14 protein-coding genes are annotated in these 13347 nt (G+C 63.8%); 8 read left to right on the forward strand and 6 right to left on the reverse strand.

The window, feature by feature from the left end; all coding sequences use genetic code 11:
• Entirely contained in the window at nucleotides 1-771 is a 771-nt protein-coding gene (locus J2X62_RS06580) for a TetR family transcriptional regulator (RefSeq protein WP_310178849.1), read from the forward strand.
• On the opposite strand, the gene J2X62_RS06585 is transcribed toward J2X62_RS06580, so the two are convergent.
• Both J2X62_RS06585 and J2X62_RS06590 read right to left on the reverse strand, forming a co-directional pair.
• Nucleotides 740-1399: an enoyl-CoA hydratase/isomerase family protein gene (locus J2X62_RS06585; RefSeq protein ID WP_027495442.1), complete on the reverse strand. Its 660-nt coding sequence runs from the start codon at nucleotides 1397-1399 to the stop codon at nucleotides 740-742. The genes J2X62_RS06580 and J2X62_RS06585 overlap by 32 nt on opposite strands.
• A gap of 28 nt (nucleotides 1400-1427) precedes the next feature.
• Nucleotides 1428-2051: a TetR/AcrR family transcriptional regulator gene (locus J2X62_RS06590; protein ID WP_204857755.1), complete on the reverse strand. Its 624-nt coding sequence runs from the start codon at nucleotides 2049-2051 to the stop codon at nucleotides 1428-1430.
• 155 nt (nucleotides 2052-2206) lie between these two features.
• Between J2X62_RS06590 and J2X62_RS06595 the strand changes: the two genes are divergently transcribed.
• From J2X62_RS06595 to J2X62_RS06605, 3 genes are read left to right on the forward strand one after another with little or no spacing between them, the layout of a single operon-like run.
• Entirely contained in the window at nucleotides 2207-2842 is a 636-nt protein-coding gene (locus J2X62_RS06595; protein ID WP_032406084.1) for a VOC family protein, read from the forward strand.
• 26 nt (nucleotides 2843-2868) lie between these two features.
• On the forward strand, nucleotides 2869-3795 hold the full coding sequence (locus J2X62_RS06600; RefSeq protein WP_032389694.1) for a fumarylacetoacetate hydrolase family protein: 927 nt from the start codon (nucleotides 2869-2871) through the stop codon (nucleotides 3793-3795).
• A complete protein-coding gene (locus J2X62_RS06605; RefSeq protein WP_310178862.1) occupies nucleotides 3792-5567 on the forward strand; it encodes an FAD-dependent monooxygenase in 1776 nt (591 codons plus the stop codon). The genes J2X62_RS06600 and J2X62_RS06605 overlap by 4 nt, the downstream gene beginning before the upstream one ends.
• A 14-nt stretch (nucleotides 5568-5581) precedes the next feature.
• Here J2X62_RS06605 and J2X62_RS06610 read toward each other — a convergent pair whose 3' ends face one another.
• Together J2X62_RS06610 and J2X62_RS06615 are read right to left on the reverse strand one after the other, a co-directional pair.
• Nucleotides 5582-6292, reverse strand: a complete 711-nt coding sequence (locus tag J2X62_RS06610) for a TetR/AcrR family transcriptional regulator (RefSeq protein ID WP_167328640.1) — start codon at nucleotides 6290-6292, stop codon at nucleotides 5582-5584.
• A 90-nt stretch (nucleotides 6293-6382) separates the two neighbouring features.
• The gene (locus J2X62_RS06615; protein WP_167328641.1) at nucleotides 6383-7603 is read right to left on the reverse strand and encodes an oxidoreductase; all 1221 of its coding nucleotides are present in this window, start codon (nucleotides 7601-7603) and stop codon (nucleotides 6383-6385) included.
• Between the two features lie 150 nt (nucleotides 7604-7753).
• Here J2X62_RS06615 and J2X62_RS06620 point away from each other — a divergent pair, with 150 nt between their 5' ends.
• On the forward strand, nucleotides 7754-8194 hold the full coding sequence (locus J2X62_RS06620) for an SRPBCC family protein (protein ID WP_167328642.1): 441 nt from the start codon (nucleotides 7754-7756) through the stop codon (nucleotides 8192-8194).
• Here J2X62_RS06620 and J2X62_RS06625 read toward each other — a convergent pair.
• Entirely contained in the window at nucleotides 8181-8951 is a 771-nt protein-coding gene (locus J2X62_RS06625; RefSeq protein ID WP_310178872.1) for a TspO/MBR family protein, read from the reverse strand. The two genes, J2X62_RS06620 and J2X62_RS06625, sit on opposite strands and share 14 nt — an antisense overlap.
• Nucleotides 8952-9059: 108 nt before the next feature.
• Here J2X62_RS06625 and J2X62_RS06630 point away from each other — a divergent pair, with 108 nt between their 5' ends.
• From J2X62_RS06630 to J2X62_RS06640, 3 genes are all read left to right on the forward strand, one after another.
• Nucleotides 9060-10277, forward strand: coding sequence for a lipase family protein (locus J2X62_RS06630; protein ID WP_310178874.1), 1218 nt, complete (start codon nucleotides 9060-9062; stop codon nucleotides 10275-10277).
• Nucleotides 10278-10296: 19 nt separating this feature from the next.
• Nucleotides 10297-11130, forward strand: coding sequence for an alpha/beta fold hydrolase (locus tag J2X62_RS06635; protein ID WP_310178878.1), 834 nt, complete (start codon nucleotides 10297-10299; stop codon nucleotides 11128-11130).
• A gap of 84 nt (nucleotides 11131-11214) precedes the next feature.
• Nucleotides 11215-12297: a M20/M25/M40 family metallo-hydrolase gene (locus tag J2X62_RS06640; RefSeq protein WP_310178880.1), complete on the forward strand. Its 1083-nt coding sequence runs from the start codon at nucleotides 11215-11217 to the stop codon at nucleotides 12295-12297.
• On the opposite strand, the gene J2X62_RS06645 is transcribed toward J2X62_RS06640, so the two are convergent.
• The gene (locus tag J2X62_RS06645; protein WP_219519538.1) at nucleotides 12258-13283 is read right to left on the reverse strand and encodes a LacI family DNA-binding transcriptional regulator; all 1026 of its coding nucleotides are present in this window, start codon (nucleotides 13281-13283) and stop codon (nucleotides 12258-12260) included. The two genes, J2X62_RS06640 and J2X62_RS06645, sit on opposite strands and share 40 nt — an antisense overlap.
• Between the last annotated feature and the right edge of the window lie 64 nt (nucleotides 13284-13347).

Raw genomic sequence — 13347 nt, forward strand, 5'->3', positions numbered from 1 at the left:
ATGGCCAGGGTCTCGAGATTCACACTCGCCGATCGCCGAGAGGCGGTGGCACGGGCATTCGGGGGTTCCGAAAGCCCGACAGCCGTAGCCACGGACTTGGGCATCCACACCACCACGCTGTACCGCTGGGCCGGGTCGTCCACCACTGACGAACCCGGGCCCGCACCGATACGCCTCATCGAGGCCACCCAGGAGCTGCTTCGGCACGCCGACTATGCAGACATCACGATCGAAAGTGTCGCTGCGCAATGCGGTCTGGCACCCCGAACGGCCTTCCACCACTTCCCCAACAAACGCCAACTCTTTCAGGCCGCCGTCGACGACGCCGCCACCGTTCTGATCGAACGCATCCGTGAACGGTCTGCGGACGCCGGCTGGCCGAGCACCCCACTCGAGCAGCTGCAGACATTTCTGCGAATAGCTGCCGAGAGCATCTACGAGACACCGCGCACGCACGTGCTGTTCCGCAATCTCGGAGTCCCCAAATTCGAAGGCACAGCCGAGCGTTGGCACGACAGCTTCGTCGATGCCATCACCGAACTACTCCGCGCCGCTGCCGAAGCAGGGCAGATCGACAGTGCCACAGACCTCCCTGCCTCAGCCCGACTGCTCACGGGTGCCATGCGCGGCATCCACACAGCGGTGTTCGACGGTGCCGACGCCGACACGGCTCTGACCCTCGTCGGCCGCGTTCACCTTCTGATCCCGCCTGCGCGGCGCGACGCGACCGACTACGACGTCACTGTCGGCCCTGACGCAGCGCAGCGGTGACCGACGCGAACATGGTCGTCTTGATGGCTCCGATGGTGGCTTTGTCCTTACCGGCAATTGCCGAGAGCCGCTCCAGCGCAGCATCGATCACCGAGTCCTCGGCCGCTACGCCGTCGACGAGACCTGCAGTGAGGGCCTCCGCGCTCCCGTACCGATGTCCCGTGGTCATTGCGACCATGGCCGTCTGCGGAGAGAGCTTCGCCTGAATCAGAGCGGACATGCCGGGAGTGAAAGGGATGTTGATATCCGCTTCCGGAAAGCAGTAGTAGCCACGATCCTCGCGCATGAAGCGGTAGTCATGGGCAATGGCGAACATCGCTCCGGCACCGAAACTGTGCCCGTTGACCGCCGCGGCGGTGGGTATCGAAAACGTGAGTATTCGGGCGAACAGCGTCTGCACTCGATCGACGTACCAATCGGCGCGATCACCATGGGCCATCAGCCAGTCGAGGTCCAGTCCGTTGGAGTAGAACTTGCCCGCTCCTACCGTGATCAGCCCGCGCGCCGACCGCTCTATCTGGTCCAAGTGGGCGTCGACCGCATCGAGCCAGTCCGGTGAGAATCGATTCTCGTCCGAGCCGAGCGTCAAAATCGCTATGTCACTGCGAATTTCTAGCGTAGGAGTCATCGTGAGCTACCTTTCGAGGGTGCCGAGGCTATGAAGACTTCGGCGGTGGAGGGGGCGGAGGAAGAGTGAGGACGCCGCGCACGGCGGCAGCGAGTCGTTCGCGCACCGATGCGTCTGGCGCACGGCGACCCCGCAGGAGCAACGCGGCAGGGAGCTCGACGGTGCAATCCTTGATCACGGCTACGGCCGTGCGATCCGCTCGGTTCCACATCTCGGTCGACAACCGCACGAACAACTCGACGAGCGTCGAATCGAGCATACGAAGGTCGTCGGCAAGCGCGTCCGGAATATCGTTCGAGCCCAACAACTCTCGACGCGACACAATCATGAGAAACTGCCCGGCCGTCGGATGATCGAGTAGAAAGCGCGCCGGCGCATCCGCAGCAGCCACTATTGCGTCCACCGCGGTGCCCGTCGCCAATGCGTCGTCCACGGACCCTCGCTGCACGGTGAGCATGCGCTGCGCGCCGCGCAACCACACTCGGCCGAGGAGTCCGGCCCGCGACCCGAACGCGTGGTAGATCGCCCCGTTGGACACCGAGGTCAGCTCAGACAACGCGCGAATGGTGACCGCGGCCGGGCCCGACTCGATGGCCAACGCCTCGGCCACATCCAGTAGGTGGTCGAGATCGTGCACGCGTGGGCGGGGCATGACGTGACCGTAACAGAGCAATGCTCTGTTACAACGACACGCTCGGCACCGCACCCATTCCGGATTTTCGACTGACCATCAGTCAATTTATTGACTGTTAGTCAAAGTGCACTTAACCTGGATCACAATCCGCGATCGCGAAGAAAGGTCGATTCATGAGCGCAACGCACGATGCACCGACGATCGAGACGCAACGGGTCGCACCCGACTACATCGCGCATTGGGTCGTCAAATCTGCGCGAACCGAGGAGATGGTCCGCTGGTACGGCACGGTATTCGGGGCCGAGATCGCCTACCAGGACGACGAGATCACGTTCTTGACCTGGGACGACGAGTCGCATCGACTCGCGATCATCGCCGTGCCCAAGCCGGTGAAGTTCCTGTTCCCCTTCGCCAAGCTGCGCCGCAAGGCCTACGGCATCGATCACATCGCCCTGACGTTCCGATCGCTGGAACGACTGCTGGAGAACTACGTGCGGCTCAAGCGCCAGGGCATCCTTCCGGTGTGGTCCATCAACCACGGGCCGACGATCTCGCTGTACTACGAGGACCCGGACGGTATTCGGCTCGAGTTCCAAGTGGAGAACTTCGATTCCGACCACACTGCGGCCTTCTTCTTCACCGAGGAATTCGCGCGCAATCCCATCGGCGTCAACATCGACCCCGACTACCTCCTCAGCCGACTCCGCAACGGAGCGACCCACGAGGAACTGCGGCAGCGTGAGGCCGGAACCAGGCCCGGCCGGCCGGTGATCGCCAACAAGAAGACCATCACACCGAAAACTTTGTGACCGATTGCTAGGGGGGATCGAAAGCTATGCCCATCAACATCATTCGAACCGAGGACGGCTGGTGGCGTCTCGACGGCGACCAGGCCGTCAGGATCGACACCACCGCGCAGACCACCCGTGAGCTACTGGCCGACCGGCCGGCCATCGACGCCGCATCGGGGACAGGCACGAATGTCGCCGAGCTCGAACTCCTCTCACCCATCACCGCACCGTGCCGAGTGGTGGCGCAGTTGCTCAATTACCGATCCCATGCGATCGACGCCGGCTCGGACCCGAAGACCCTGCAGCCGACGTTCTTTCGTAAGTCGTCCGCGTCGATCAGTGGCCCGAACGATCCCATTCGGCAACCGCCGGAGGTAGCGCTGCTCGACTACGAGATCGAGCTGGGCGTGGTGGTCGGTGCCGATATCCCCATCGGGACAACCGTCACCGACGACAACCTCGCGTCCTACGTGGCGGGCTTCGTCGTGGCCAACGACGTGTCGGCTCGGGAGATCCAGTTGACGAAAGTGCAAGTGTACGAGAGCAAGTCGTATCCCACCTTCACCCCACTCGGCCCTCGACTGGTGCTGCTCGACAACGACGAGCTGCGACGACTGCCCGAGCTACGGATGACGTTGGCGGTCAACGGGGAGATCCGTCAGGACCAGACCATCGGCGACGACCTCATCACTCCTCCCGCCGAGGCCTTCACCAGACTGGCCCGTTTTCAGAACATGACCGCAGGCGACGTCCTGTTGACCGGAACTCCGATCGGCACGGCAATCTCCGCGCCGCCCAAAGCGATCCAGAAGATCGGCGAACTCATCCCGCCTGCGCTGAAGTGGAAGTTCTTCTTCGCACGCCAAGCCAAGAACCCGAAGTACCTCTCGGTCGACGACGTCATCACTGCCACCATCCGCACTCCGGACGGGTCGATCGACCTGGGGACCCAGGAAACCGTCGTCCGATGAGCACTCCTGTCGTCATCATCGGTGCCGGGCCGGCGGGTACCACTGCAGCGCTTCTGCTGGCGCGCAGGGGTATTCGAACGGTATTGCTCGAGCGTCGAACCAGTCCCCTGTTCCATCCGGCGGCTCACGTCATCAATGCTCGGACGCTGGAGATATGGAACGAGTACAGCCCCGAACTGGCCAAGTCCATAGCGGCGATGTCGCCTCCGCACGAACAGGTCAATCTGATCAGCTGGTACGGTGACCTGGCCGGAGACGCGATCGGGTCGATCGATCTGCTGTCCGATCCCGAACGCAAAGCCATCGTGGAAAGCCAGAGCCCGTACATGGTGTCGCACATCGGCCAGCACATTCTGATGCCCGTGCTGTGGGACGCCGTGGACGCCGAACCGCTGATCGAATTTCGCCGCGGAGTCTCCGTCGAATCGGTCGAATCGAACTCCGGTGACGCGCGCATCGCCTTCCGCACCCTGACGGGTGACGTCGACGAACTCGGTGCGCCGTACGTCCTTGCCTGCGACGGTGCCAACAGCGCGACCCGCGACGCGGCCGGGATATCGCTGACCGGACCGGTACTGGCCAACATGGGCAGTGCGTTCTTCACGTCGACAACGCTGTTTCCCGACGACGCGCGTCCGCTTTTGAGTTGGATCTACACCCCGGACCTGTGCGGAGTGCTCATCTCGCACGCCGACCACCGCTACATCCTGATGACGGCCTATCTGCACCCAGCGCAGGAGATCGCCAGGAATGGCCGCCGATTCTGGGAGAAGACGCTACCGAAGGCGTTGGGTACGAACGACTTCACGCTCGAATCGACGGGCACGTGGTTGATGACGTCACAGACGGCCGACACCTTCCGCCACGATCGGCTGCTGTTGCTGGGCGATGCCGCTCACCGCTTTCCGCACACCGGCGGCTTCGGGCTCAATTCGGGAGTGCAGGATGCCCACAACCTCGCGTGGAAGCTCGATGCCGTGCTCTCTGGTGCGGCAGGCCCGGAGCTGCTGGACACCTACGACACCGAGCGTCGGCCCGTGGTGGAGAAATTCGCCGAACAGAGTGTGGCCAACCACTTCCGCATGGACGACATCGGCAAGCGCGTCGGGATCACCAACGCCATGCTGGCCAAGGCAACTCAGGCCATGGGGCGGGCACCACTGAACAAACTTCCGGGCCGACTGATCGCGCCCATCGCGGCTGCAGCAACCCGCAAGCAGATGAGCCGATCACGAAGCCTGCGCCCGGACGTCCCCGGGTCGGCGGAACTGCGCGCCGAAATCGCAGCGGCGATTCCACTGCAGTTGGAGCATTTCGTCTCCACCGGCCTGCAATTCGGCTACCTCTACGACAGTCCACTGATCGCTCAGGACGCGTCGGCGAAGCCCCTGGAAGACGTTGTCGATTACGTGCCCACCACGTACCCCGGTGCGCGATTGCCGCACGCGCTCGTCTCGGTCGACGGGCAACTGGTCTCGCCGCACGACGTGTTGGACCCGAACATGTTGACCCTGTTCACCTTCGACGGTTCTGCGTGGTCAGCGGTGGTGGAGGGACTCAGTTCTTCCAAGCCCGGAATCGAGCTGGTCGTACTGGACGCACCCGTCGGCGTCGATCGGAACGAACTGATATCGCTGTACGAGGTAGGTGAGACCGGAGCGGTACTCGTCAGACCCGACGGTCATGTCGCCTGGCGTACCAACGTTTCGGGGAGTTCGCTGTCCGACTTCCTCGAAACGCACTGGAGGAAGTACTACGCCGAGACCGTGTGACAGGGAAGGAGTTGTCAGGACCGGGAATCGATGCCGGATCGATTCCCGTTACCGAGGATCGTGGCCACTGCGGCGTCCACCGAGACACTGGAGTCCAGTATCGACACCGATTCGAGGCACCCCGCGACAAGGTGGATCAGCATCTCGACGACCGTGTCGATCTCGAAGGCGCTCTCGTCTTCCAGCCACCTGACGGTGGTCTCGTCGATGGCAGCGACGGCGGTCCGCCCGGCCATAGCGATCGCAGCATTGTGCGGATCGAGACCGAGCAGCATCGCCCCGGCTGTGAGAACGCCGGCCCGAGCTTCCTCGAATACCTGCCACGCCTCCGGATCGGCCCCTCGGCCGCCCAGCACCATGCGTAGCGCCAGGCCCCGATGAGTGCGGAGATACGTGAGATGAGCTTTCAAAGCCGCACGCAACTGCACGTCGGGTTCCGCATCCGGGAGATCGACGAACGACTGGGACAACCCGTCGGCCGTCGCACGCATGGCCTCGAGATAGATGCCCCGCTTGTTACCGAAGTAATGAAACAAGAGGCCGTGCGCGACATCGGCGGCCTCGACTATCTCGGTGACACCGACCTTGTCGTAAGGGTTCTCGGCGAAGAGGGCAACCGCGGTGTCGATCAACCGTCGACGAGTCTCCGCCGCCTGCGCAGAGCGCGCCTGCTTTCTCGACGAGGCCTCCGGCACTGTAGATCCCATCTCATCGCGTCGGCTCACGGCACCTCCGTGAAACACTGACGAGCTTAGGCCATCGGCCCGGGCACGACGCGCGTCGACGTATAGGGCTTCATCATGGGCGGTCTCGATTCAGATGATCGGGGTGATGTGGTCGTGCAGTTCGACCCCCAGCAGCGCCTTGCCGTAGGTCTCGATCGACACTCGCGGCAGCATCACCGCATGTCGTGCTCCGACATTCGAGTCACGCCAGATACGTTGCAGCGCATTGACATCTGCGAATGCTCCCGCTCCGGTGGCGTCCAACAGAATGTTCAACGCCTCGTTGATGCTGCGCAGTGCTGTTGCCGCGTCCCCGCGCACCCGTGCGCGGGAGAGCAGATTCGGATATTCGGCTGCGTCGGCCCACCGCATCACGTCGTCGGCGGCGCGATAAGCGTGCAGATGGGCGGTGTCTATCTTCAGCGCGGCCTCGGCAACCATCATCTGGAAGGCGACCGAATCGGCTTGGCGGTCGAACACCGTGTAGGCCAAGGACTTCTCTGCCGCTTTGGTTCGTACCAATTCCAAAGCAGCTCGGCCCATTCCGAGCTGTGGACCCACCAGAACCATCACCAGCATCGGCCCGAACGCGGACCGCGCGAAGGCCGAATCCGTGCGTTCGGCGACATACGATCCGCTGAAAGCCCCCATCATCGACAGCATCCGATGCTCGGGCACGAACACATCTTCGGCCACGACGGTGTTGCTGCCGGAGGCTCGCATGCCCGCCACGTACCAGGTGTCGTCGACGCGATAGTCGCTACGAGGGATCAGCGCCATGCCCTGATCCATCACCGATCCGTCTTCGTCCTCGATCACCACACCGCCCGTGCACCACGTCGAGTGCAGGCTCGCCGACGCGTACGGCCACTGACCACTGACCCGATACCCACCCTCCACCGGCTTCGCGACGGCCGTGGGCGACACGACGCCCGAAATGATGACGTCGGGCCCGTCGGCATACACCTCCGCCTGCGCCCGCTCGGAGAACAAACCCAGCGCCCAATGGTTGACATTCGACAACGTGGTGACCCAAGACGCGCCACCATCACCTTCGGCAACAGCGGCAGAGACGTCGAGCATCGTGCGTAGGCCGGATTCGAGTCCACCGAACCGGGTCGGTGCCGCGACCCGAAAGGCGCCCGCTCGCCGGAGCGCGTCGACGGTGTCGTCGGAGAGCCGACGGGCCCGCTCGTTCTCGGAGGCACCCTTCTTCAGCTCGGGCAGCAACGCGCCCACATTGGCCAACACGGCTGCGCCGCTGTCGATGGGGTGGTTCTCGAGAACGGGCGGATTTGTGGCGGCAGTCATGGTGTTCCCTTCGATTCGGCCCCGAGTCACCGAGGCGGCAGGAGATCTGAGTCACCCGACCGTACGAGCCGATTGACTCGAAGTCAACGTTGACATCAAGTCAACAATGGTGCGTAATCGTCAGGAACATCCGCCATCGAAAGGACCGTGATGACTACGACGACCACCATGAACCGAGACATCGCCGCCTCGCCCGAGAAGGTCTGGAACACCGTCTCGGACGTCACCACGTTCGAGCACTGGCATGCCTTGCACGTCGGGTGGGAGGAACTACCACCGCAGACCATCGCGGTCGGAGCGGTGATGGTCGAAAAGATCAAGGTTGCGGCATTGGTCGACACCATCACCTTCGAGGTGAAAGCATTCGACCCGCCGCACGAAATCATCTTCGACGGCAAAGGATCGACCGGCTCGAAAATTCACATGCGCGTGGAATGCCAAGCGTCAGGCGAGAATACGACCGTCACCATCGACCTCGTCGTGTCCAGCCCGTTGCTGGTCGGGCCCATCGGCAAAGCGCTACAGGGGACATTCAAGAAGCGGCTCGGAGAAACCCTCGACGGACTCTCGACCTATGTCACACAGCCCTGACGCGGCGATGGACCGTCGACCGCCGTGATCGGAGCCTGATTCCCACCGTCACGACGGCGACGATCGCTGCGGCAAATACAGCCGTCCATCCGACCGTGGCGTTCGTCAGCTCGCCGCCGAGACGCCCCTGCGCCAGCCATCCCAGTCCCCACACGATGGCGAGCATCGGAGCAATCGCTCCGTTCGAGTAACGCGCCAGAGTCACCCCGACCAGTGCTGCGACGGCGAGTACGACGACCGCCCAGACCGTCGCGCCACCGGTGACTCCGAGATCAACCAGCCACGCCGAGATGTTGGCGATGGTGGCCACGCACACCCACCCGAGATAGAGACCCATCGTGCCGTCGGTGATCACCGCGTCGACCACGGATTCCGGCCGCTGCTGTTGCAGGAGTACGAACACGCGCACGAGAGCGGCCAACAGCGCGACGATGACCACCACGCTGAGCCACACCTGCCCGAACTGAATCGCGAGAACCCATGCCGGATTGAGCAACATCGACGCGATGACCGGTGCCCGCAAGGCGTCGTGACGTGCAGTTCGACCGGGTAGGAACTGCCAGACGGCATAGACGACGAGACCGGTGTAGATCACCGACCAGATCGAGAACGCGGGACCAGCGGGAGCCACCAGCGTCGACGTGGCACTGAGCGCCCCGCCGGCCGCCTCGGCAATGGGCGTCCCTATCCACGCGCCGGAGCCGAGAAACGACACCACAACCGCTACGACCGCACTGACAACGACGCCAATCCTCATGGCTGCGTTAGTCCCCGAAAATCAGAAGCGACAAACCCTGAACTGCGATGCCGGTGATTCGATGTTGGCATTGTCCTGATGTCGACCGACGTCTGGTAGACACGCGGCATGCCCGCATCCATTGCCCTGCCGTCTCGTCGAGTCTTCGCTGCTGCGTGCGGGCTCACGCTGGTGACGGCCGTCGGATGCAGTTCGTCGCCCGCTGCGCCCGAGTCACCCGCGCCCGCAACGACGTCCGCAGCACAGTCGCAGTACGAGCTCACGGGTACTGCGGGGACCCTGCTCGAATCGGAGGATTTCGGGTCCCGGTCAGCCACACTCACTGCGACGGGTGCGACCGTCTATCGCTTCGTGTACGAGTCGACGTCCGGTGTCGATGATTCTGCGACGGCGGTCTCCGGCGTCGCCGCTGTTCCGCCCGGTACACCTCCGGCAGGTGGATGGCCGATCGTCGTCTACGGCCACGGCACCACCGGCGTACAAGCCGACTGCGGGCCCTCCCTCTACCCCGACCTACTCGGATTGGACTCCACGGTCGAGGCTTTCACCGAACTCGGCTACGTCACGGTGCTACCCGACTACCAAGGACTCGGCAGCGGAGACGGCACCCACCCGTACCTGGAGCCGCGCACTGCGGGGCACAACATGATCGACGCGGCTCGCGCCGTCCACAACGCCCTGCCCGAGACCTCTGCTCGGTGGGCGGCCGTCGGACTGTCACAGGGCGGGCAAGCCGCCTGGGCCGCAAACGAATTGAACTCCAGCTATGGGCAAGGGCTGGAACTGATCGCCTCGGTCTCATTGTCCCCGCCCACGGATCTGGCACCGCTTGCGCGTGCCGCCAGGGACGGCACCCTGACCACACCGCAGAAAGGGCTGCTGCCGTACCTGCTCTACGGGGCGCAACAGGTCGATCCCACCCTCGACCCTCGGGACTACAGCGGCACGGTGGCCCAGACCAACACAGAACTACTACTCGCGTGTCAGGGCACGAACACCGCAACCAAGGAGCGCGCGGTCAGCGAGATGGCACCGACGGAGTTCGCACCGAGATCCCCCGACGCAGAACAGAAGCTGTTCGATCTGATCGGCCGCTACACCCTCCCTCAGGTACGAACCACCGTGCCGATGTTCGTCGCCTACGGTGCGCGCGACGACATCGTGCTACCGCAGTGGACGGCCGACGCCGTCCGCGCAGCGTGTGCGCTCGGCGATCGGGTCGTCGCTCAGGAACAAACAGAGCAGGGACACAACGTGAGCGACGACTCGGCCATGCAATTCCTCGCCGCCGAATTCGCCGGTGCATCGGTTCCCAGCACGTGCTGACCAACGAAAGGATTCTTCGGTGAGCGGGAGGATCGCACGCTACACCCATGACGGACTAGAGTTCGACGTCCTCGACCAGGGACCTCTGGACGGACCGATTGTGTTGCTGCTGCACGGCTTTCCCGAACGTGCCGCGTCGTGGTCCGCCGTGATGAACGAGCTGAACGAGGCGGGGTTCCGAACAATCGCGCCCGATCAACGCGGGTACTCGCCGGGTGCCCGACCCAAACGCCGACGCGACTATCGCGTCGGTGCGCTCGTCAACGACGTCGTGGCCCTCATCGACGAAATCGGTGCCCCGGTGCATGTGGTCGGCCACGACTGGGGAGCGATGATCGCGTGGGTCACCGCAGGCCGACGCCCCGATCTGGTGTCGTCGCTGACGGCATTCTCCGTCCCGCATCCCGGGTCGTTCATGACGGCTCTGCTCACCTCACGACAAATTCTGCACTCCTGGTACTTCGCATTCTTCCAACTGCCGGTGCTCCCCGAGAAATGGATGACACGGCCTGGCCAGAGGGCCGAAAAGCGGTATGAGAAAAGCGGTATGAATGCGGACGACCTGGAGCGCACGCGCACGGACGTCGTCGACTACGGCGCACTTCCCTTCGCTGTCACTTGGTATCGCGGACTGCCGTTCTCCAACCCTGGTATCGGCCGTCTGCGCATCACAGTCCCGACATCGATGGTGTGGAGTGACGGCGACACCTTCATCGGCCGCTCGGCCATCGAACGCGCACAACAGTACGTCGATGCCCGCTACACCCTGACTGTGCTTGCCGGAGTGACACATTGGATCCCGACTCAGGCACCGACCGAAGCCGCGCAGGCAATCATCGCCAACGCCTCATAGATGCCTGCGGCAGTGGTGCGGTTATGTGCCCTCTGCGGCGCTCTGCCGCACCACTGCCGCAGGCACCACGGGCATACTGGAGTCATGGATTCCGTCGGACTTCTCACCGAACTGGTCACCCAGCCCACTGTGTCGGGTGATCCTCGTCCCCAGCGCTCGTCGATGGACGCAATCGTGTCCGTCCTCAGGGCCCGCGTCGGTGACCTTGCCATCGACGGCGATCCGGATGGTCCCCACCCATGGCTGTTGATCACCAATCCCTCCCCGCCGACGTCGACGCGGTTGATGTTCGCGTGCCACGTGGACACCGTGCCGGCGGGTGATCTGTCGAATTGGCAGTTCGATCCCTTCGCTGCAGATATCGAACACGGTGTTCTCCGTGGCCGCGGCACCTCGGACATGAAGGCCGGGCTTGTTGCCGCCACCGCTGCGGTGATGGACGCCTTCGACAACGGGGTTCCCGCCGCCCTGTTGCTCACCAGCGACGAAGAGATCGGGTCACTCGGTGCGCGTGCCGCTCGCCACGCCGTCGCCAAGTGCGCCGTAGGAGCGGTCGTGGTTCCCGAGGCGACAGGGAACCAGGTACACCTGGGGCATCGAGGAGCACTGTGGGTCGATGTGACCACCAAAGGCATTGCAGCACACGGAAGTACTCCGCATCGGGGTGAGAGTGCAATCATGAAACTGGTCGACGTGTTGGCACGAGCCCGCACCGAGCTCCCGCTGTCTACGGATCAGTTCCTCGGCGCCGAAACGTTCAACGTGGGATTGATCGACGGCGGCTCGGCACCCAACATCGTTCCCGACACCGCACACGTCGTCGTCGACCATCGCACCGTCGGGGACGGCTCGGCACTGCTGTCCTGGTGGCGCGATCAACCCGAGGTCGATCACGCCGACGCTCGCATCGATCTGCCAGGAGTTCGCACACCCCAAGGCGACCGATGGGTGGATGGCCTTCCGCATACCGTTGCTACAGAACCGGTCACGTACTTCACCGACGCGTCCATCATCGGATCCGCTGCCCCCGGTGCCCCTATTGTCGTGTGGGGGCCGGGGACGCCGGCACTGATGCACGCCGCCGACGAAACCGTCACGCTCGCCGAACTCGATGCGGCGATCGTGGCCTACACCGCCGCGACGCGTGCGTGGCCGACCGTCGACTGACGGACCACCAACTCCGGCTGCAACGCGATATGCGCAGTGCCGGTGTGATCGCTGTTCATGGCCTGATCCAGCAGGCGAGTGGCCTCCGCAGCGATTCGTTCCTGCGGTTGCCGGATGGTGGTCAGCGGCGGATTGCTCAATGCAGAGAACGGAATGTCGTCGAACCCAGTGACCATCACATCGCCCGGAACCGACAACCCGAGAGCCTGACAACTCTGCAGCACCCCGAGGGCGATCAGGTCGTCCGCGCCCACCACCGCATCGGGCCGCGTGGAGGCAGCGAGGATCGAGCGCGACGCCTCACGCCCCCAGTCGATCGAATAATCACCCAACAACGTCCACTCGTCCCGCGTCCGAATCCCCACGCGCTCGGCATGGCGGAAGAAGCCCGCCCGCCGCAACTCCGTCGACGAATTGGTCAGCTCGGAACTGATGAATGCGGCACTCCGAACCCCCTGTGCAGCAAGGTGATCCATGATCAGACCCTGAGCGGCATCATCGTCGACGCCGACCCAATCGGTATGAGTATCGAGAGCGAAGCGGTCGAGCTGAACCACAGGGATCGCACGGGCCGACGCACGAACGGCCTCGGCGGAACGTTCTCCATGGCACGGGCTGATGATGATGCCGTCGACCTGACGCGAGACCAGACTACGTAGCCGTTGCGCCTCGACTTCCGGATCCGATCGCGAATCGCACAGGAACAGCTGCAGTCCACGCTGCGAGAGAACGTGTTCGACGTTGACGACGAGCGAGGTAAAGAACGGGTTGGCAATACTGGGCACCACCATCCCGACCGTGTCCGTGCGGTTGCGGCGCAGAGAGCTGGCGATGATGTTGCCCGAATAGCCGAGTTCGGCCGCCGCCTGCCGAATACTCGCGGCAACGTCGTCCGACACCGGACGTGACCCCGAGAGCGCCCGAGACACCGTGGCTGTCGAGACGCCCGCGCGCTCCGCGACGTCACGAATGGTTGCTTTGCGCATCCAACTCCTACTCTCGCGTGTGAACCGAGGCTAGCGAACCGCACGGTCGCTTGCGATGCTGTTT

Source organism: Rhodococcus sp. 3258 (assembly GCF_031456475.1).
In the GTDB taxonomy this organism is placed as follows: domain Bacteria; phylum Actinomycetota; class Actinomycetes; order Mycobacteriales; family Mycobacteriaceae; genus Rhodococcoides; species Rhodococcoides fascians.

Coding starts and splice junctions, on each gene's coding strand:
- J2X62_RS06605 (WP_310178862.1), top strand. CDS start 3,792: ATGAGCACTCCTGTCGTCATCATCGGTGCCGGGCCGGCGGGTACCACT.
- J2X62_RS06620 (WP_167328642.1), top strand. CDS start 7,754: ATGACTACGACGACCACCATGAACCGAGACATCGCCGCCTCGCCCGAG.
- J2X62_RS06595 (WP_032406084.1), top strand. CDS start 2,207: ATGAGCGCAACGCACGATGCACCGACGATCGAGACGCAACGGGTCGCA.
- J2X62_RS06600 (WP_032389694.1), top strand. CDS start 2,869: ATGCCCATCAACATCATTCGAACCGAGGACGGCTGGTGGCGTCTCGAC.
- J2X62_RS06630 (WP_310178874.1), top strand. CDS start 9,060: ATGCCCGCATCCATTGCCCTGCCGTCTCGTCGAGTCTTCGCTGCTGCG.
- J2X62_RS06590 (WP_204857755.1), bottom strand. CDS start 2,051: ATGCCCCGCCCACGCGTGCACGATCTCGACCACCTACTGGATGTGGCC.
- J2X62_RS06625 (WP_310178872.1), bottom strand. CDS start 8,951: ATGAGGATTGGCGTCGTTGTCAGTGCGGTCGTAGCGGTTGTGGTGTCG.
- J2X62_RS06615 (WP_167328641.1), bottom strand. CDS start 7,603: ATGACTGCCGCCACAAATCCGCCCGTTCTCGAGAACCACCCCATCGAC.
- J2X62_RS06580 (WP_310178849.1), top strand. CDS start 1: ATGGCCAGGGTCTCGAGATTCACACTCGCCGATCGCCGAGAGGCGGTG.
- J2X62_RS06640 (WP_310178880.1), top strand. CDS start 11,215: ATGGATTCCGTCGGACTTCTCACCGAACTGGTCACCCAGCCCACTGTG.
- J2X62_RS06585 (WP_027495442.1), bottom strand. CDS start 1,399: ATGACTCCTACGCTAGAAATTCGCAGTGACATAGCGATTTTGACGCTC.
- J2X62_RS06645 (WP_219519538.1), bottom strand. CDS start 13,283: ATGCGCAAAGCAACCATTCGTGACGTCGCGGAGCGCGCGGGCGTCTCG.